Genomic DNA, 18,207 nt, shown 5'->3' with positions numbered 1-18,207 from the left:
GGTCACACCTCCCGGCCGGCGGCGGCGGTCGAACCCTTCGATGGCGCGGAGCTGAAGCCCCGCTCCGCGGCGTATCCCTCAAGCAGCTTGCGCAGATTACGTCGACCGCGGTGCAGCCGGGACATCACGGTGCCAATCGGGGTGCCCATGATGTCGGCGACCTCCTTGTAGGAGAAGCCCTCGACGTCGGTCAGGTAGACCGCCAGGCGGAACTCCTCCGGCAACTGCTGGAGGGCCCCCTTGACGTCGCTGTCCGGCAGCCGGTCCAGCGCCTCGGTCTCCGCCGAGCGCAACCCGCTGGAGGTGTGCGACTCCGCCTCGGCGAGCTGCCAGTCGGTGATCTCGTCCGTGGGCGCCTGCACGGGCTGGCGCTGCCGCTTCCGGTAGGAGTTGATGTAGGTGTTGGTCAGGATCCGGTAGAGCCAGGCCTTCAGGTTCGTGCCCTGCTCAAACTGGTGGAAGGCCGCGTACGCCTTCAGGTACGTCTCCTGGACCAGGTCCTCGGCATCCGCCGGGTTACGCGTCATGCGTAGCCCGGCAGCGTAGAGCTGATCGACGAAGGGCATCGCGTCCCGTTCGAAACGGGCCCTGCGCTCGTCCGTCTTCTCGGTGGTCAACCGCACATCCCCTCGCGTCGGATGCTGTCCCGCCGAGAATACGCGTACCCGCCTGACGGCAGATTCACTTCCGGACTGTGTGCTGGTGCTCACGGCCGACGCCGCCGCGGGCCACTCCGGCGCGTCGAGCAACTCCCTGAGCTGCCGCGCGTCCCGTTCGTCCCGCTCCCGGCTCCGTGTCTCGGTCGGCACCGGTCACCCCCCTCGCCTGGAAATGTCATCCGGAGGTAGTAACGCGGGTCGTGGGCCGGCGCATTCCGCCACCGCCCCCGCCGTTCCTGGTCCCGGCCCCGGCCGCGACCGGCGCTGGGACCAGGAAGGGCCTGGGAGGTGGCCCCGGAAGCCCGAACCGGGCGACCGGCACCATCCGATGCAACGACCGCCGCCACCCTCGGTCACGCCGACCACGCACGCCGTGCCCGTCCCGTGACCCGCGAAGCCGCCGGCGCGGCCCGCGAGCCGATCCCCGTCCGGCCCCGGTCCGACGCACACCAGTCAGCTCCACACGGCGCGGGCGGCGATCGGGCCGGCGGACGAACGGACGGCGAGCGGACGGGCGGACGGCAGGGCGGGCGGCGGGCGGCGAGCGGCGAGCGGACCGGCGGACGGGGAGGCCGGCGGACGGGGAGGCCGGCGGACGGGGAGGCCGGCGGACGAACAGACCGGCGGACGAGCGACGAGTGAGCCGGCGGGTGGCGCGCGGCGGCGCGGCGCGGCCCCGACGGGCCTCGGTGGAACACCATGGAGGTCAACGGCCCGTTTTGACCGCCATGGCGTTCCACTCGCGGCGCGGCGGGCGCGGCGCGGCCCCCGACACGCCTCGGTGGAACACCATGGAGGTCAACGGCCCGTTTTGACCTCCATGGCGTTCCACTCGCCTGGCTTCCGGTTGGCTCGGGCGACAAACACACGCGCCCGGAGCGCTCGGAAGCCACCGCCCAGATGCCCGGCGTCCATGCCGCCGGACGCGGGAGGCCCGAAGCCGGACGCCGAGGCCGCCGGACGCGGGAGGCCCGAGGCCGAACGCCGAGGCCACTGGACGTCGAGGCCCGATGCCCGAGGTCGAACGCCAACGCCCTCGCCGAACGCCGATGCCGAAGCCCGGACGCCGAGCCCGACGGCGGGCGCGCAAGCCGACGCCCGGCGCGCAAGCCGACGGCGGGCGCAGAAGCCTAGCGCCGGGCGCAGAAGCCGACGGCGGGCGAGCAAGCCGACGGCGGGCGTCGAGGGCTTGAGGACTGGCGGATGGGAGGAGGTCGGGTCAGGCCGGCGTCCAGCCCTGTGCGCGCAGCCAGTCGCGGACCACCGCGGCGGTTCCTGGCGGGTCGCCGCGCAGGTCGTGCCGCTCGCCGGGGCGGAGGACCACCTCGACGCCCGGCCCCAGTGCCGGAACCCCGAACGGGTCGCGGTCGCCGTTGACGACCAGCGTGGGCAGGCCGGTGGCCAGTTCGTCGGCGCGGGACCGCTCCGGACGCCCCGGTGGGTGCAGGGGGAACGCCAGCGCGACCACGCCGGCGGCACCGACCTCCCGAGCGGTACGGCAGGCCACCCGGGCGCCACTGGACCGGCCGCCCACGATCCAGCGGGACACCGTGGGGTGGCGTTCCCGGAGCACGGCCAGTACGGCTCGCCAGGCCTCGTCGAGGTGGCCGGCCGGGGCGGGTGCCCGACGGCCGGCGACCCGGTAGGGCTGGGTCACCCGGATCACGCCCAGCCCGGCCTCGGTCAACGCGTCCCGCACGGCGACCAGGTCCGGGGCGTCCACGTCGCCGCCGGCGCCGTGACCGAGCACCAGCATGGTGGAGTACGCCGCGCCGGGCAGGTCGGTGTCGACGCGGGCCGGGCCGCGCGGTGTCTCGATCTCGTCGCCGTGGGGCACCGGCCCATTCTGCGTCCCCGCCGACCCGCGAACCCCGCAGTGCCGGGAAACGCGGGACCGCTCCGTCCACCGACCGGCAGACCCGGCGGTGCCGGGAAACGCGCGACCGCTCCGTCCACCGACCGGCAGACCCGGCGGTGCCGGGAAACGCGGGACCGCCCCGTCCACCGACCGGCAGACCCGGCGGTGCCGCCAGCCGGCTCGCAAGCCCGTCAACCGACCAGCAAGCCCGGCCCCCGTCGACCGCAACCCGGCAGTACCGGGAAATGCCGCCGCCCGCGGCCCCTGGACAGGAGCGCGGGCGGCGGCATCGGTCAGCTCAGCGGCACCAGGGTGAGCAGGCGGTCGCGGACCGGCGGACCGGCCTCGTCGAGAGCGTGCGGATCCGGCTGCACCTCCTGGCGCCAGGCGACGAGCATGGCCCGGCGTTCGCGGGGCGTGGTGCCGCCCCAGACGCCGTGGCAGTCACCCACCTCCAGCGCCCAGGCCAGGCAGGATCCCTGCACTTCACAACTGCGGCAGAGCGCGACGGCCGCGTCGGCCGGCTCGTTGGGTGCCGGAAAGAACGTTTCCGGATCCACGCTCTGGCAGGTCCCTCTGGTCCGCCACGCCTCGTCCTGTCGCCGTTCGCGCAACGCCCGCAGCAGTCGCGGGTCGCGCCGCGCGGCGGCGACTTCGTGCGGGCGGGGCATACGTGCCCGTGTCAATACACCCACCTCCCCCGTGGGACCGGCCTTGATCATGAAGAATCGATGGGTGTCGTCCGCCCCGTGCGGACAGACGCCCAACGCCGGCGCTGTGTTCTATCGCACTCGAGCACACGGAGACAAGACTCTATCCCCAAACATGGCTGAACGGCCGGGCGACTTTTCAGGGCCAACCCCGGCAAATCAGCACACGGCAATGTGCTGAGCGTGATCAGAACAGCGTCATGTCCGCGGCCGCCTCCTCGCGCGCCAGGGGAACCCGGGCAGTGAGCTCCGGGCCGTCGTTCCGGACGTCGCCGACGGCCGGTGCGACCGGGCGGATCTCCAGCCCGGCCAGCCACTCCCCCGGCGGCGGGGCGAGCAGTGCGGCGGGATCCTCGGCCGGCCCGAGCCAGTCCGCCCAGCGCTCGCGGGGCAGCAGCAGCGGCATCCGGTCGTGCACCTCGGCCAGCTCGCCCACGGCGGGGGTAGTGAGCACGCTGAAGGTGAGCAGCTCCGCGTCGCCCGCCGCCCAGACCGACCAGATGCCGGCGAAGCTGAGCACCGAGCCGTCCCGGGGCGTCATGAAGTACGGCTGCCGCCGGCCACCCGGCTCGCGGACCCACTCGTACCAGCCGTCGGCCGGGACCAGGCAGCGCCGGCGGGCGAAGGACGGCGCGTACGCCCGGCTGGTGGCGACCGTCTCCGCCCGCGCGTTGATCATGCGGGCCGCCCCCGCGGCGGTGCGGGCCCAGTGCGGCAGCAGGCCCCAGCGGCCCACCGACAGCAGCCGGTGCCCCTCCGGCGCGAGGCGCACCAGCGGCACCGGATCGGTCGGGGCGACGTTCCAGTCCGGGCCGACCTCGCCGCCGGTCTCGTCGTACGACTCGAACAGCGCGCTCAGGTCGCCCGCGCTCCGGGTCGTCGCGTACCTCCCGCACATGGCGCACACGCTAACGCGCCGCCGGCGTCCCGGTTGTCCCGCCAGCCGGGAGCTGGGGCGACGGGCGGTTCCATCGGCTCCGGGAGTTGGCAGAATGTGAGCGTGGGGAATCTGACCGCTACGCGCCCGCCGCAGCCGTGGACGCCGCCGACCGCCACCGATCCGGTCGGCGTCACGCTGCGCCTGCCCGGCTCCAAGTCGATGACCGCGCGGGCCCTGGTGCTCAGCGCGCTGGGCAGCGGGCCGAGCACGCTCGCCCAGCCGCTGCGCGCCCGGGACACCGAGCTGATGGCCGGTGGGCTGCGCGAGCTGGGCGCGCACGTGTCGGTCTCCGACGACGAACGCTGGCTGGTCCGGCCGCACCGGTTGGTCGGCCCGGCCCACGTCGACGTCGGCCTGGCCGGCACGGTGATGCGCTTCCTGCCCCCGGTGGCCGCCCTGGCGGAGGGTCGGGTCACCTTCGACGGCGACCCGTACACCCGGGTCCGCCCGCTCGGCCCGCTGATCGGCGCGCTGCGCTCCCTCGGCGTACGGATCGACACCCCGGAGACCGGCAGCCTGCCGCTGGCCGTCCTGGGCGCCGGCCGGGTCACCGGCGGCGAGGTGGTCATCGACGCCTCCGCCTCCAGCCAGCTCGTCTCCGGCCTGCTGCTGGCCGCGCCCCGGTTCGACCGGGGCGTGGTGGTCCGGCACCAGGGGCCGCCGGTGCCCTCGGCGCCGCACCTGCGGATGACGGTGCAGATGCTGCGGGCCGCCGGGGCCGCGGTCGACGACAGCACGCCCGACGTCTGGGCCGTCGAGCCGGGCCCGCTGACCGGGCGGGGCTGGGAGATCGAGCCGGACCTCTCCGGTGCGGTGCCGTTCTTCGCCGCCGCGCTGGTCACCGGCGGCGAGGTGACCCTCCAGGGCTGGCCGCACAGCAGCATGCAGCCGGTGGAACAGCTCCGCACCCTGCTCACCCGGATGGGCGGGGAGGTGACGCTGGGCACGGCCGGGCTGACCGTCCGCGGCACCGGGGTGGTGCACGGCCTGGACGCCGACCTCTCCGACGTCAGCGAGCTGACCCCGGCGCTGACCGCGCTGGCGATGCTCGCCGATTCGCCGTCCCGGCTGACCGGCGTCGAGCACATCCGGGGGCACGAGACCAACCGGATCGCCGCGCTGGCCACCGAGTTCACCGGGCTGGGCGCCGACATCACCGAGTTCCGCGACGGCCTGGAGATCCGGCCCCGCCCGCTGCGCGGCGGCACCTTCCGGACGTACGCCGACCACCGGATGGCGCACGCGGCGGCGGTGGCCGGGCTGGCCGTCCCCGGGATCGAGGTCGACGACGTGGCGTGCACCTCGAAGACCATGCCGGAGTTCCCGGCACTATGGTCGGGGATGGTGACCGGCAAGAACTGACGCGACGGGGGGACGTCCTGGCGACCAGGCGGCGGGAGTACGACGAGGACGACGTCCGGGTCCGGCCCGGGAAGTCCTCGCGCCCGCGTACCCGGACCCGTCCCCGGCACGAGGACGCGGTCGACGGCTTCGTGATCGCCGTGGACCGGGGCCGCTACACCTGCGTACGCCCCGGCGACGGTCCGGCGGTCCCGGCCGTGACCGCGATGCGCGCCCGCGAGCTGGGCCGCAAGTCGGTGGTGGTCGGCGACCGGGTCGGGTTGGTCGGCGACACCTCGGGCGCGCCCGGGGCGCTGGCCCGGATCGTCCGGATCGCCGAGCGCAGTTCGGTGCTGCGGCGCACCGCCGAGGACGACGCCACCACCGCCGAGGGGCGGTTGGAACGGGTGGTCGTGGCCAACGCCGACCAGTTGGTGATCGTGAGCGCGCTGGCCGACCCGCCGCCGCGCACCGGGTTCATCGACCGCTGCCTGGTGGCCGCGTACGACGCCGACATCGAGCCGCTGCTCTGCCTGACCAAGGCCGACCTGGCCGGCCCCGAGGCGGTGCTCGGCTACTACACCGAGCTGGAACTGCCGTACGTGCTGATCCAGCCGGACGCCGACCTGGCCGGGCTTCGCGCGCTGCTCGCCGGGCGGATCTCGGTCATGGTGGGCCACTCCGGGGTGGGCAAGTCGACGCTGGTCAACCGGCTGGTGCCGGCCGCCGACCGGGCGGTCGGCGTGGTCAGCGCGATCGGCCGGGGCCGGCACACCTCGACCAGCGCGGTGGCGTTGCGGCTGCCCGCCCTCGACGACCGCACCGACGACCCGGGCTGGATCATCGACACTCCCGGGGTACGCAGCTTCGGGCTGGCCCACGTCTCCGCCGAGAGCCTGCTGCACGGCTTCCCCGACCTGGTGGAGGGGACGGTCGACTGCCCGGCGAACTGCCCGCACACCACCGACGAGACGGAGTGCGCGCTGGACGCCTGGGTGGCGGCGGGCCGGGCGGACCCGCGCCGGCTGGCATCGTACCGGCGGCTGCTGGCCTCCCGCAGCGGGGAGGGCGACCCGCGCGAGGCCGAGCGCAACCCGGGCGACCCCCTCGCCGGCTCCTGACCCACCGACCCCGGCGGACGCCGCCGACCTGGGCGGACGCCGCCGACCTGGGCGGACGCCGCCGACCCGAGCGGACCCCGCCGACCCGGACGGACGCCGCCGACCCGAGCGGACCCCGCCGACCCGAGCGGACCCCGCCGACCCGAGCGGACCCCGCCGACCGAGCGGACCCCGCCGGCCCGGGCGACCCCGCCGACCCGGACGGACGCCGACGACCCGGCGCTCCCGACCGGCGGACGCCGCCGACCCGGCGGCCGGGAGCGTGCGCCGGCCTCGCTACCGTTGCGCCATGACCGGGTACGCCGAGGACCTCGCCCTCGCCCACACGCTCGCGGACGCCGCCGACGCCATCTCCATGGCCCGGTTCCGCGCCCTGGACCTGCGGGTCGAGTCGAAGCCGGACCTCACCCCGGTGTCGGACGCGGACACCGCCGTCGAGCGGGCGATCCGTACCCTGCTGGCCGAGCACCGGCCGGGCGACGGCCTGCTCGGTGAGGAGTACGGGGAGCAGCCGGCGGCCGGCCCCGACGGGCGGCGCTGGGTGGTCGACCCGATCGACGGCACCAAGAACTTCGTCCGGGGCGTGCCGGTCTGGGGCACCCTGATCGCGCTGCTGGAGGGGGACCGTCCGGTCCTCGGCCTGGTCTCCGCCCCGGCGCTGGGCCGGCGCTGGTGGGGCGCGCGCGGCGCGGGCGCGTACGCGGGGCCGGACCTGGCCGCCGGCACGCCGATCCGGGTCTCCGGCATCAAGGAACTGGCCGCCGCCAGCTTCTGCTACTCGTCGCTGACCGGCTGGGAGGAGGCGGGCCGGCTGGACGCGGTCCTCCAGCTCATGCGCGACGTCTGGCGCAGCCGCGCGTACGGCGACTTCTACGGTTACATGCTGCTCGCCGAGGGGGCGCTGGAGGTGATGGTGGAGCCGGAGCTGTCGCTCTGGGACATCGCCGCGCTGGTCCCCATCGTGACCGAGGCGGGCGGGACCTTCACCAGCCTGGACGGCCGTCCGGCGCCCGCCGGGGCCAGTCCGAACGAGATCAGCGCGGTCGCCAGCAACGGCCTGCTGCACGACGACATCTTGGCCCGGCTCGGCCGGCCGGCCGAGCACTGACCCGGCGACAGCCCTTATCCTCGCCAGGTGGTTTCCTCCGGTTGGTGCTTCCTGGCGGCGATGATCGTCGCGTACGGCTTCGCCAACCTCCTCCAGTCGATCGCCGCCGCGCGGACCACCGTGCACCACACCTTCGATCCGGGGCTGCTGCTGCGGCTGGCCGGCCACCGCACCTACCTGGTCGGGCTGCTCTGCCAGATCACCGGGTTCGTGCTGGCCTTCCTGGCCCGCCGGGACCTGCCGCTGTTCCTGGTCCAGGCCAGCGTGGCGGCCGGGCTGGGGGTGACCGCGGTGATCGGGGTGGTGGTGCTCAAGTGGCGCCTGCCGGCAGCCGAGGTCGCCCTGCTGGTGCTGCTCTTCGGCGGGATCACCGCGCTGGTGCTGGCCGCCGAGCCGGCGCCGTCCCGGCAGCTCGGCACGGCCGGCCTGGTCGGGCTGGTCGGCGCGCTCGGGCTGATCTCCGTACTCGGCTTCTTCGCGGCCCGGCTGCACGGCCCGCCGGGTTCGGTGGCGCTCGGCTCGCTGGCCGGGATGGCGTTCTCCGCGGCGGCGGTGGCGGCCCGGCCGCTCGCCTCGGCCGACTCGGCGGAGGCGTTCGTCCGGGATCCGCTGCTCTACCTGCTGATCGTCCACTCGGTGGTCGGGCAGCTCCTGCTCGGCCTGGCCATGCAGCGCGGCTCCACCACGGCGGCGGTGGCCGCGATGGACGCCGCCGGCGCGGTGCCCGCGGCGATCGTCGGCCTGCTGCTGCTCAACGACCGGATCTGGCCGGGACGGGAGTGGCTGGCCGGGATCGGCTTCCTGGCCACGCTGGCCGCGGTGGTCGGGCTGACCCGCTACGCGGAGCCGCAGCACCACCACGCGGTCGCCCGCGCCGCCCGGGAGCGCCCGATGATCGCCGCGGCCGCGGCGGCCCGGCCGCGACAGTGAGCCAGGGTCAGCCAGCCTCGACCGGCCCGGCCGCGACAGTGCGCCGGGGTCAGGCCGCCTCGACCGGCCCGCGCTCGACGACCACCTCGACGGTCGGGGCCGGTTCCGCCGCCTCGGCCGGCCGGCGGCGGCCGATCACCCGCTCGTAGAGCCGTTCCAGCGCGCCGGCCGTCCGCTCCCAGGTGTAGCTGCACCGGACCCGGTCGACCGCCGCGTGCCCGTACGCGAACCGGCCGGCGTTGTCGGCGAGCAGTCGGCGCAGGGTGACCCCGAGGGTCCGGACGTCGCCGGGCGGGATCAGCTTGCCGGTCACCTCGTCGACGACCGCGTCGGCGATGCCACCCATCGCGTAGCCGACCACGGGCACGCCGCAGGCCATCGCCTCCAGCGACACCCGGCCGGCGGAGGCGTAGTGCGGGGTGCAGGCGACCACGTCGGCGGAGCGGTACCAGGTGGCCAGCTGGTCGTGCGGCACCGCGCCGACGAGCTTGACCTGCTCCCCCACCCCGGTGTGCTCGGCCAGCTCGCGCAGCCGGCGGGCCTCGGCGTGGTCGGCGAGCTGTTCGGCGGGCGGACCGCCGGCGATGACCAGTTCGGCGTCGCCGACCAGCCGCATGGCGCGGATCAGGTCCTCCTGGCCGTGCCCGGGCGCGAGCCCGCCGACGGAGAGGATGCGGGCGCGCTGGTCGCGCGGGGCGGCCTCGCCGTCGGGATGGAACTGCTCGGTGTCGACGCCGGTGGGCACCATGGCCACGGAGGTGCGCTGCAACCCCATCCGGGTCAGCTCGTCGACCTCGTCGTTGCACTGGGCGACGGCGATGTCCACGGCCCGGATCAGCGCCCGTTCCAGCGGGATCCGCTCGCCCGGACCGTCGTAGCACGACCCGAGGTGGCGCAGCTGCTCGACGCCGAGGGAGTGGAAGGTCTGCACGACCGGGATGTCGGTCTCGCGGACGGCGTGGGCGGCGGCCAGCCCGCCCACCCAGTAGTGACCGTGCACCACCTCCGGCACCCAGGCGCCGGACCACTGCCGGGCCAGCCAGGCGCCGAGGTCGGTCACGTACGGGACCAGTTCGGCGGTGGGCAGCGGGCTGGCCGGGCCGATCGGCACCCGTTCCAGCCGGTACCCGCCGACCTCGGCGACCTCGGGCTGGTTTGGCTCGTCGCGGCGCTCGTACACCCGGACGTCGTGGCCCCGTGCGGCGAGTTCGGCCGCCACCCGCGCGACGTGCTGGTGCGTGCCGACGGTGGGACCGTCGGTGGACGGGCCGGCGTGCGCGCACACAAGGCCGACGCGCATGGTGCACCTCCATGCGTTCTCGCGAGCGGTGGTCCTCCGGTCAGAGGGTCCCATTAACCCGGCCCCGTTGCGCCGAAACCTGGCAGATCGGGACCGGTCCGACGGGCCCGGCCGGGCTGGTCACCCGGACGTTCCGCCGTTCTTGGTGACACCTGCCCCGTACGGCCGCGCGGTAACCGTGATCCGCGTTGCTCCGACGGCATGACCCGGCCGCGCCGGGGGTACGGGCGAGGAATGCCTCTCACCCGCACTCTGGACGACGCGACGGTGGTGATCACGGGGGCTTCCAGCGGGATCGGCGCGGCGACCGCGTACGCGCTGGCCCGCCGGGGTGCCGACGTCGTGCTCGCGGCCCGCTCCGAGGACGCGCTGCGCCGGGTCGCCGCACACTGCCGGGAGCTGGGCGGCCGGGCGCTGGTGGTGCCGACCGACGTGACCGATGCCGAGGCGGTGCGGCAGCTCGCGGCGCAGGCGGCGGCGGAGTTCGGCCGGATCGACGCCTGGATCAACAACGCGGCGGTGGGCGTGGTCGGGCTCTTCGACGAGATCCCGGTGGCGGAGTTCCGCCGGGTGCTGACGGTGAACCTGCTCGGCACGGTGCACGGGACGAAGGCGGCGTTGCCCTGGCTGGACGCGGCCGGCGGCGGCGTGGTGGTCAACAACGCCTCGGTGCTGGCCGAGGCCGCGATGCCCTACCAGTCGGCGTACAACGCGGCCAAGCACGGCATCCGCGGGCTGTCCGACACGATCCGCCAGGAGCTGCGGGTCACCGGGCGCGGCCACATCTCCGTCTGCACGGTGCTGCCGGCCACCATCGACACCCCGTTCTTCCGGCACGCCGCCAACCACACCGGGCAGGAGTTGGTCCCACCGCCGCCGGTCTACCCGCCGGAGGTGGTCGCCGAGACGATCGTCCGGCTGCTGCGCCGGCCGCGCCGGGAGGCGTACGCGGGTGGCGCGGCGCGGCTGCTCGGGCTCCAGTGGCGGCTCGCCCCGGCGCTGGCCGAGCGGGTGCTCGGCTGGTACACCGCGCGCACCCAGTTCGGTCCCGGGGTGCGGCTGGACAGCACCGGCAACGTGTTCCGGCCGGACGCGGCGGGCGAGCAGACCGGCGGCTGGCACGGCCGGCGCCGCCAACTGGTGCGGATGACGGCTGCCTTCGGGTTGGCCGCGGCGGGCACCGCGGTGGGCACGATGGCCGCGATGAACCGGCGGGCCAGGGCGGATCGGTGAGGAACGGGTGAGCTGGCCGGGTGCGCGTGCCGCTACGGGCATGCACAATGGGACGATCATGCCGACGGACGTGCGATGCCTGGTGGAGACGGACGAGTCGTCCGCCGTCGTCCGGCTGACCGGGGTGCTCGACCTGCCCGGGGCGGATGCCGTCCGGGACGCGCTGCTGGCCCGGCTCTGGCAGCGGCCGGGCCCCGTGATCGTCGATCTGTCCGGGGTGCGGATCGTCGCGCCGCAGGCGCGGGCGGTCGTCGACGACGTGCACCGGGCGGTGGCGGGCTGGCCGGCGGCCGGCCTGCTGGTGCTGGACCCGGCGACCGACGCCCCGGCCGGCGACGCCCCGGTCTTCCCGACGCTGGACGCCGCGCAGGACGCGCTGGTCGCCGCGCCGCTGGCCGCGATGCTCAGCGCCGACCTGCCGCCGGTGGTGGCGGCGGCCCGGGAGGCCCGTGCGCTGGTCACCGACGGCTGCGCCCGGTGGCGGATGCCGGAGTTGGCCGAGCCGGCGTGCATCGCGGTGACCGAGATGGTCAACAACGGGGTCGCCCACGCCCGGTCGGCGATGACGCTGCGGGTCGGTCCCCGCGACGGCGCGCTCCACCTCGCCGTCCGCGACCACTCGTCGCGGCCGCCCGCGTACGCCGGGCTGGCGCCGCTGACCTCGACCGGGGGCCGCGGGCTGCTGCTCATCGACACGGTCTCGCGGTGCTGGGGCAGCACTCCGCTGCCGGACGGGAAGGTGGTCTGGTGCGTGCTGCACGCCGAGGACGAGGCGGCGTTCCGGAGCTGAGGCCGGGTTTGACCCTCTTTCTCCCGATCCACCCCGCCGGTTGCGGTTAATCCGGCGAGCACAGTGGGTAGTTCCCCGTCATGCGCGACGACGAGTACCCCACCCCCGTGTCCGACCCCGAGGCGGAGGGCCTGCCCGACACCGCCGACGACGACTCCACGGCCAACGACGACGTCTTGACCGGACGCGAGGCGGACGGCCCGGAGCCGGCCCAGCTGCCCGGCGACCGGACCCCGGTGGCCGTCGACCAGTTCGGCACCACCGCCGAGGAGCAGCTCGACGGGGAGTCACTGGACTACAAGCTCCATCGCGAGCAGTACGAGCGACCCGCCGACGACCCGCTCGCCGGCTCGGTCGACCCGGACATCGCCGCCGAGGCGGACAGCGAGGAGGCCGCCGCGCAGGCCCAGCTCGACGCGGACGTGATCGACCCGGGCCCGACCTCCGACCCGCACTCGCCGGTCTCCCTCTACGACCACGGCCAACTCGGTACGGTCGCCGACCACCAGGTGGGCCGCCTGGTCGAGCCGGACGAGGGCGCCCACACCGACCAGGAGACCGACAACGTCGCGTACGACGCCGGTTCGGCCGGCGGCGGGGCGACCGCGGAGGAACTGGCCATCCACGAGACCCGCCCGCCCGAGGCGAGCTGACCGGTCAGCCGTCCAGGCCCCGCTCGATGGCGTACCGGGTCAGCTCGACCCGGTTGTGCAGCTGGAGCTTGCCGAGCGTGTTCTGCACGTGGTTCTGCACCGTGCGGTGGGAGAGCCCGAGCCGCTCGGCGATCTGCTTGTACGACAGGCCCTTGGCCACCAGTCGCAGCACCTCGGTCTCCCGTTCGGTGAGCCGAGGTGCCGCGTCGTCCGCGGTGGCCGGCCCGGCGGCCAGCCGGCGGTACTCGCCCAGCACCAGCCCGGCGAGCCCGGGCGTGAAGACCGGCTCGCCGGCCGCGGTCCGGCCCACCGCGTCCAGGAACTCGGCCGGCGCGGCCGACTTGACCAGGTAGCCGGTGGCGCCGGCCTTCACCGCGTCCAGCACGCTCTGCGGCTCGCCGCTGGCCGACAGCATCAGCACCCGCACCTGCGGCAGCGCGGCGCGCAGCCCGCGGATCACCTCGACCCCGGAGACGTCCGGCAGTTGCAGGTCGAGCACGACCACGTCGGGGCGGGCCGCCGGGGCGACCCGGATCGCCTGCCGGCCCTCCCCGCTGGTCGCCACCACCAGGTAGCCGGCCTCGGTCAGGTCGCGGGCCACGCCCTCGCGCCACATCGGGTGGTCGTCGACCACCATCACCCGGATGCTCACCGGTCACCCCTCGGCACGCTCAACTCGATCTCCGTACCGGCGCCCGGGGCGGAGACGATCCGCACCTGGCCGCCCAGGTCGGCCACCCGGCCCTGGATCGACTGGGCCACCCCGAGCCGGCCCTGCGCGACGGCCTCGACCAGCCGCCCCGCCGGGATGCCCGGCCCCTCGTCGCGTACCGAGACGGTCACCGTCTCCCCCTCGTCCTCGATCAGCACCCAGGCCCGCCCGGCGGCGTGCCGGGCCACGTTGTCCAGCGCCGCGCCCACGGCGGCGGCCAGCTCGCCGGCCACCCGGGCGGGCAGCCGCACCGGCGTGGCCGGCGCGGCCACCTCGACCGTCGCCGAGGCGTACCGGTCGAGCAGGTCGCGCAGGTCCCGGGCGTCGCCCTCCTCGGCCGGGGCGGCGCCGGCGCGGCCGATCAGCGCCCGCAGCGCCGCCTCCTGCTCACCGGCGAGCCGGGCCAGCTCACCCGCCTCGCCGTCCAGTTCGGCGCCGCGCCGCTGCACCAGCGCCAGCACCTGGAGCACCGAGTCGTGGATGTCCCGGGCCAGCCGCTCCCGCTCGCGGCTGGCCGCCTCCAGCTCCACCGCCCGTTGCAGCCGCTGCTCGGCGGTCACCGCGAGCCGGGCGACGTGCCCGACCACCACCCCGGCCAGCAGCATCAGGATCACCCCGGTGAGCGAGGACTGGCTGACCCGCTCCCGGGCGACCAGGTCGGTCCCGCCGAGCACCAGGGCGGCGACCGCGCCGCGCCGCCGCCCGCCGGAGACCGCCCAGGCCAGCACCGGCCCGGCCTGCCAGGCCACGGTCAACGTGGGCACGCCGGCGGCGAGCGCCGCGCGGCCCACCACCCAGGGGTTGGCCAGCATGATCGCCAGGACCACGCCGAGGTCGGCCAGAAGCAGCGGCCAGCGCCGCCCCGCCGGGCGCGCGTAGCCGGCCGCGGTCGCCGTGCTCCAGGCGAGCATGACCAGGAGTACGCCGCCGGCGGCGAGCGGGTGTGCGTACCGGTCCGCGTCGCGCAGGACCAGCAGCCCCACGTACGCCAGCGAGGCGAAGCGGAACACCGCGATCGACCGCCAGAGCGGGACCTCCAGACCACCCGGGGACGACGGCATGCGCGCCACCATCCCATAACCGACGCGGGACGGGGTGGTGGGTGCGGCTCGGGAAACCCTGACGTACGGTGGAAATGCCGCGAAAATCGTCGAGATCAACCGCCGGGACGGGGCCATGACGAATGCAGAACCCCCCGCACCGCGTACGGTTGTGCCCATCGAACCTTCCCTCCTCATCGCCGAAGCCTTCGACCAGGGGCGGGTGACCGAGCTACGCCACTCGGTCACCTCCTGTGCGCGCGGCGCCGGACTGGCCGGCCAGCGGCTCGACGACTTCGTGCTGGCGGTCAACGAGCTGATCACCAACGCCGTGCGGCACGGCGGCGGCCAGGGCCGGCTGCGGTTGTGGCAGCAGGACGGCCAACTGCTCTGCGAGGTCGCCGACCACGGCCAGGGGATCAGCGCGCGGCAGCTCAACGACCGCGACCGGCCCGCTCCGGACGCCGCCGGCGGCTGGGGGCTCTGGTTGGCCCGGGAGCTGAGCGACACCATGGCGGTGCAGACCGGCCAGGCCGGCACGATCGTGCGGATCAGCGCCACGCTGGCCGCTCGGCAGCAGGTCGCCGAGCCCGCCGAGAACTGACCGCCCCACTGCCTCAGGCGAAGAGCGCGCTCACCGAGCCCGCCGAGAGCCGACCGCCCTCGCCGCCTCAGGCGAAGAGCGCGCTCACCGACTCGCCGTTGTGGATCCGGCGCATCGCCTCGGCCAGGGCCGGCGCCACCGACAGCACCGTCAGCTCCGGCACCCGCTTCTCGGCCGGGATCGGCACCGTGTTGGTGCAGACGATCTCCAACACGCCGTCCTGGGCGCTCAGCCGCTCCAGCGCGTCGCCGGAGAAGAGGCCGTGGGTGCAGGCCAGCCGGATCGAGCGGACCTTCCGCTCGCGCAGGTGGGCCATCAACTCGATCACCGTGCTGCCCTTGGCGATCTCGTCGTCGAGCACGATCACGTCCCGGTCGGCCACCTCGCCGATCACCGTGCTGATCTTCACGCGGTCGTCCCGGAACCGCTGCTTCGCCCCGGCCGCCACCGGCGTGCCGAGCATCCGGGCGAACGCGGCGGCCTCCTTGGCGTTGCCCAGATCCGGCGAGACCACCACGGCGTTGGCCAGGTCGTAGCGGGTGAAGTGGGCGGCCAGCTCGCGCAGCGCGTGCAGGTGGTCCACCGGCACGCTGAAGAAGCCGTGCACCTGCGGCGAGTGCAGGGTCATCGCGAGCACCCGGTCCGCGCCGGCCGAGGTGAGCAGGTCGGCCACCAACCGGCCGCCGATGGAGATGCGCGGCGCGTCCTTCTTGTCCGACCGGGCGTACGCGTAGTGCGGCAGCACCACGGTGATCCGGCCGGCCGACGCGCCCCGGGCCGCATCGATCATGAGCAGCAGTTCCACCAGGTGCTCCTGCACCGGTGGCACCAGCGGCTGGATCAGGAAGACGTCGCGCTCCCGGCAGTTGGCCTGCAACTGCACCTCGAGGCAGTCGTTGGCGAACCGGGACACCCGCACCGGGTGCAGCGGCACGCCCAGGTGGGCACAGATCTCGGCGGCGAGGTCGGGGTGGGCGGTCCCGCTGAACACGGCAATGTCACGCACGCTTGATGATCGTACGGGGCGGCCGGGGGAGGCGCCGGACGCTTCCGCCGGGTACGGTGCTGCCGTGACCGGAGACTTCGTCGCCGCCATCGATCAGGGCACCACCTCCTCCCGGTGCATCGTGTTCGACCGGTCCGGAGCGATCGTCTCCGTGGCCCAGCGCGAGCACCGGCAGATCTTTCCCCAGCCCGGCTGGGTCGAGCACGACGCCGAGGAGATCTGGGCCAACGTGCGGCAGGTGGTGACGGAGGCGCTCGCCACCGCCGGCACCGGGCCGGACGGGCTGGCCGCGGTCGGCATCACCAACCAGCGGGAGACCACCGTGGTCTGGGACCGGGCCACCGGCCGCCCGGTGGCCCCGGCCATCGTCTGGCAGGACACCCGCACCGGCCCGGTGCTGCGCGAGCTGGCCGAGACGTACGGTGAGGAGCGGCTGCGGGCCCGCACCGGCCTCACCCTGGCCACCTACTTCGCCGGGCCGAAGCTGCGCTGGCTGTTGGACCACGTGGACGGGCTGCGCGAGCGCGCCGAGCGGGGCGAGGTCCTCTTCGGCACCATGGACAGCTGGCTGATCTGGAAGCTGACCGGCCGGCACGTCACCGACGTGACCAACGCCAGCCGCACCATGCTGATGGGTCTGGAAACCCTGGACTGGGATCCGGAGCTGCTCGACGCGCTGCGGGTGCCGGCGGCCATGCTGCCGGAGATCCGCTCCTCCAGCGAGGTCTACGGCACCGCCGACGAGCTGCTCGCCGGGGTGCCGGTGGCCAGCGCGCTCGGCGACCAGCAGGCCGCCCTCTTCGGGCAGACCTGCTTCCAGCCCGGCGAGGCCAAGTGCACCTACGGCACCGGCAGCTTCCTGCTGCTCAACACCGGCGCCAGCGCGGTCCCGTCCCGGCACGGCCTGCTCACCACGGTCGCCTACCGGATCGACGGCCAGCCCGCGGTGTACGCGCTGGAGGGCGCCATCGCGGTCACCGGCTCGCTGGTCCAGTGGCTCCGGGACAACCTCGGCCTCATCTCGACCGCCGCGCAGGTCGAGGAGCTGGCCCGCACCGTCGACGACAACGGCGGCTGCTACGTGGTGCCGGCGTTCTCCGGGCTGTTCGCCCCGCACTGGCGCAGCGACGCCCGGGGGGTGATCGCCGGGCTGACCGGCTACATCACCAAGGGGCACCTGGCCCGGGCGGCGCTCGAGGCGACCGCCTGGCAGACCCGCGAGGTGGTCGACGCGATGGACGCCGACTCCGACGTGGCGTTGCGGCGGTTGCGGGTGGACGGCGGGATGACCGGCAACGCGCTGCTCATGCAGTTCCTCGCCGACGTGCTCGACGTGCCGGTGGTGCGCTCCCGGATCACCGAGACCACCTGCCTGGGCGCCGCGTACGCCGCGGGCCTCGCGGTGGGCTTCTGGCCGGACCTGGCCACCCTGCGTGAGCAGTGGCGTTCGGACGCCCGCTGGGAGCCCGCCATGGACCCGGCGCACCGCGACCGGGAGCTGCGCAACTGGCGCAAGGCCGTGCAGCGCACCCTCGACTGGGTGGACGACTAGGGCCCGCGTTCAGACCGAGCGAATCCCGGAAGTTTCAACCTTTCGGTCCGGCACGGCACCCCACCGGATCCGCCACTCCTGCCGGCCACTGGTCCGCCCGGAGGCCGCCGGAACCATAAGAACCGCTGGTAGAGGCGGCAGCCTGCCCCCGTTCCGGAACCCTTGCCGAGTAGAGGTTGCCGGAAGTTTTCCGGAACCCATTGTTTCCGGGATGTTGCCATGCCAGCATGACCTGGCATTGAAACCTGTCGTTCGCCGGTCCAGGTCACGCGATCCACCGATCCCGATTCGCACGCGCGGCGGCTGCGGCCAGCCCGGTGTGTGGTGCTCGGCGTCCGGGGCCCAGACCCGAGAAAGGAGGCCACCGTGGCAACCAGTTCCCCTGCCCGCTCCGCTGACTCCCCCCAGAGCCGCTCGTTAAGGTTCCGACTGCTGATCGGCGGCACCGTCGCCGCCGTCGCGGCGATGGGTGCCGTGATGGTGATGCCGTCGGCGAACGCCGCGGCGAGCACGTTGGGTGCGGCGGCCGCGCAGTCGGGCCGGTACTTCGGCACCGCGATCGCGGCGGGCCGGCTCGGTGACTCGACCTACAGCACGATCGCGGCGCGTGAGTTCAACATGATCACCGCTGAGAACGAGATGAAGCCGGA

Annotated in this window: 17 protein-coding genes and 1 pseudogene; 10 read left to right on the top strand and 8 right to left on the bottom strand. The window is 74.7% G+C overall.

Annotated features, from left to right (window positions below; translation table 11 throughout):
* Positions 1-2 precede the first annotated feature (2 nt).
* The 4 genes from ACIBPB_RS21425 to ACIBPB_RS21410 form a co-directional block, all read right to left on the bottom strand.
* Positions 3-809 (bottom strand): sigma-70 family RNA polymerase sigma factor, encoded by an 807-nt coding sequence (locus ACIBPB_RS21425; RefSeq protein ID WP_357320897.1) that lies wholly within the window; start codon positions 807-809, stop codon positions 3-5.
* A 1,069-nt stretch (positions 810-1,878) separates the two neighbouring features.
* Positions 1,879-2,496: an alpha/beta family hydrolase gene (locus ACIBPB_RS21420; RefSeq protein WP_396841293.1), complete on the bottom strand. Its 618-nt coding sequence runs from the start codon at positions 2,494-2,496 to the stop codon at positions 1,879-1,881.
* A gap of 314 nt (positions 2,497-2,810) precedes the next feature.
* Positions 2,811-3,203 (bottom strand): WhiB family transcriptional regulator, encoded by a 393-nt coding sequence (locus ACIBPB_RS21415; protein WP_046563345.1) that lies wholly within the window; start codon positions 3,201-3,203, stop codon positions 2,811-2,813.
* 211 nt (positions 3,204-3,414) lie between these two features.
* Complete coding sequence (locus tag ACIBPB_RS21410) at positions 3,415-4,125, bottom strand: SOS response-associated peptidase (protein WP_396841292.1); 711 nt, start codon at positions 4,123-4,125, stop codon at positions 3,415-3,417.
* Between the two features lie 102 nt (positions 4,126-4,227).
* Here ACIBPB_RS21410 and aroA point away from each other — a divergent pair, with 102 nt between their 5' ends.
* The 4 genes and pseudogenes from aroA (at position 4,228) to ACIBPB_RS21390 (ending at position 8,816) form a co-directional block, all read left to right on the top strand.
* Entirely contained in the window at positions 4,228-5,529 is a 1,302-nt protein-coding gene (gene aroA, locus ACIBPB_RS21405) for a 3-phosphoshikimate 1-carboxyvinyltransferase (RefSeq protein WP_396841291.1), read from the top strand.
* The gene (gene rsgA, locus ACIBPB_RS21400) at positions 5,499-6,629 is read left to right on the top strand and encodes a ribosome small subunit-dependent GTPase A (RefSeq protein WP_396841290.1); all 1,131 of its coding nucleotides are present in this window, start codon (positions 5,499-5,501) and stop codon (positions 6,627-6,629) included. Before aroA ends, rsgA begins: the two co-directional genes overlap by 31 nt.
* A gap of 289 nt (positions 6,630-6,918) precedes the next feature.
* A complete protein-coding gene (gene hisN / locus ACIBPB_RS21395) occupies positions 6,919-7,737 on the top strand; it encodes a histidinol-phosphatase (RefSeq protein ID WP_396841289.1) in 819 nt (272 codons plus the stop codon).
* A 60-nt stretch (positions 7,738-7,797) separates the two neighbouring features.
* Positions 7,798-8,816 (top strand): annotated as a pseudogene (locus ACIBPB_RS21390) (hypothetical protein).
* Here the strand turns inward: ACIBPB_RS21390 and ACIBPB_RS21385 are convergent.
* Positions 8,717-9,967: a glycosyltransferase gene (locus tag ACIBPB_RS21385; RefSeq protein WP_396841288.1), complete on the bottom strand. Its 1,251-nt coding sequence runs from the start codon at positions 9,965-9,967 to the stop codon at positions 8,717-8,719. The pseudogene ACIBPB_RS21390 and the gene ACIBPB_RS21385 overlap by 100 nt on opposite strands.
* 234 nt (positions 9,968-10,201) lie before the next feature.
* Between ACIBPB_RS21385 and ACIBPB_RS21380 the strand changes: the two genes are divergently transcribed.
* From ACIBPB_RS21380 to ACIBPB_RS21370, 3 genes are all read left to right on the top strand, one after another.
* The gene (locus ACIBPB_RS21380) at positions 10,202-11,200 is read left to right on the top strand and encodes an SDR family oxidoreductase (protein WP_396841287.1); all 999 of its coding nucleotides are present in this window, start codon (positions 10,202-10,204) and stop codon (positions 11,198-11,200) included.
* A 58-nt stretch (positions 11,201-11,258) separates the two neighbouring features.
* Complete coding sequence (locus ACIBPB_RS21375; RefSeq protein WP_396841286.1) at positions 11,259-11,990, top strand: ATP-binding protein; 732 nt, start codon at positions 11,259-11,261, stop codon at positions 11,988-11,990.
* Positions 11,991-12,070: 80 nt separating this feature from the next.
* The gene (locus ACIBPB_RS21370) at positions 12,071-12,643 is read left to right on the top strand and encodes a DUF5709 domain-containing protein (protein ID WP_396841285.1); all 573 of its coding nucleotides are present in this window, start codon (positions 12,071-12,073) and stop codon (positions 12,641-12,643) included.
* Positions 12,644-12,647: 4 nt separating this feature from the next.
* Here ACIBPB_RS21370 and ACIBPB_RS21365 read toward each other — a convergent pair whose 3' ends face one another.
* The gene (locus tag ACIBPB_RS21365; RefSeq protein ID WP_357321174.1) at positions 12,648-13,280 is read right to left on the bottom strand and encodes a response regulator transcription factor; all 633 of its coding nucleotides are present in this window, start codon (positions 13,278-13,280) and stop codon (positions 12,648-12,650) included.
* Positions 13,281-13,291: 11 nt separating this feature from the next.
* The gene (macS, locus tag ACIBPB_RS21360; RefSeq protein WP_396841284.1) at positions 13,292-14,416 is read right to left on the bottom strand and encodes a MacS family sensor histidine kinase; all 1,125 of its coding nucleotides are present in this window, start codon (positions 14,414-14,416) and stop codon (positions 13,292-13,294) included.
* Between the two features lie 115 nt (positions 14,417-14,531).
* Between macS and ACIBPB_RS21355 the strand changes: the two genes are divergently transcribed.
* Positions 14,532-14,999 carry an ATP-binding protein gene (locus tag ACIBPB_RS21355; RefSeq protein WP_357320864.1) on the top strand — a complete coding sequence of 156 codons (468 nt, stop codon included), beginning with the start codon at positions 14,532-14,534 and terminating at the stop codon, positions 14,997-14,999.
* A 67-nt stretch (positions 15,000-15,066) separates the two neighbouring features.
* On the opposite strand, the gene ACIBPB_RS21350 is transcribed toward ACIBPB_RS21355, so the two are convergent.
* A complete protein-coding gene (locus ACIBPB_RS21350) occupies positions 15,067-16,005 on the bottom strand; it encodes a ribose-phosphate pyrophosphokinase (RefSeq protein ID WP_357320862.1) in 939 nt (312 codons plus the stop codon).
* 64 nt (positions 16,006-16,069) lie between these two features.
* On the opposite strand from ACIBPB_RS21350, the gene glpK reads away from it, so the two are divergent.
* Positions 16,070-17,557 (top strand): glycerol kinase GlpK, encoded by a 1,488-nt coding sequence (gene glpK / locus ACIBPB_RS21345; protein WP_396841283.1) that lies wholly within the window; start codon positions 16,070-16,072, stop codon positions 17,555-17,557.
* Positions 17,558-17,923: 366 nt separating this feature from the next.
* Positions 17,924-18,207: endo-1,4-beta-xylanase (locus ACIBPB_RS21340; RefSeq protein WP_396841282.1), on the top strand; the 284-nt coding region annotated here is incomplete at its 3' end.

Source organism: Micromonospora sp. NPDC049836, from assembly GCF_044465125.1.
Lineage (GTDB): Bacteria > Actinomycetota > Actinomycetes > Mycobacteriales > Micromonosporaceae > Micromonospora.
This window is presented reverse-complemented; position numbering and strand designations above follow the sequence as displayed.

Bases quoted from the DNA above. Each gene is read 5' to 3' on its own strand.
- ACIBPB_RS21380 (WP_396841287.1), top strand. From the start codon at position 10,202: ATGCCTCTCACCCGCACTCTGGACGACGCGACGGTGGTGATCACGGGG.
- ACIBPB_RS21410 (WP_396841292.1), bottom strand. From the start codon at position 4,125: ATGTGCGGGAGGTACGCGACGACCCGGAGCGCGGGCGACCTGAGCGCG.
- ACIBPB_RS21385 (WP_396841288.1), bottom strand. From the start codon at position 9,967: ATGCGCGTCGGCCTTGTGTGCGCGCACGCCGGCCCGTCCACCGACGGT.
- ACIBPB_RS21370 (WP_396841285.1), top strand. From the start codon at position 12,071: ATGCGCGACGACGAGTACCCCACCCCCGTGTCCGACCCCGAGGCGGAG.
- macS (WP_396841284.1), bottom strand. From the start codon at position 14,416: ATGCCGTCGTCCCCGGGTGGTCTGGAGGTCCCGCTCTGGCGGTCGATC.
- ACIBPB_RS21355 (WP_357320864.1), top strand. From the start codon at position 14,532: ATGACGAATGCAGAACCCCCCGCACCGCGTACGGTTGTGCCCATCGAA.
- rsgA (WP_396841290.1), top strand. From the start codon at position 5,499: ATGGTCGGGGATGGTGACCGGCAAGAACTGACGCGACGGGGGGACGTC.
- ACIBPB_RS21375 (WP_396841286.1), top strand. From the start codon at position 11,259: ATGCCGACGGACGTGCGATGCCTGGTGGAGACGGACGAGTCGTCCGCC.
- ACIBPB_RS21365 (WP_357321174.1), bottom strand. From the start codon at position 13,280: ATGGTGGTCGACGACCACCCGATGTGGCGCGAGGGCGTGGCCCGCGAC.
- hisN (WP_396841289.1), top strand. From the start codon at position 6,919: ATGACCGGGTACGCCGAGGACCTCGCCCTCGCCCACACGCTCGCGGAC.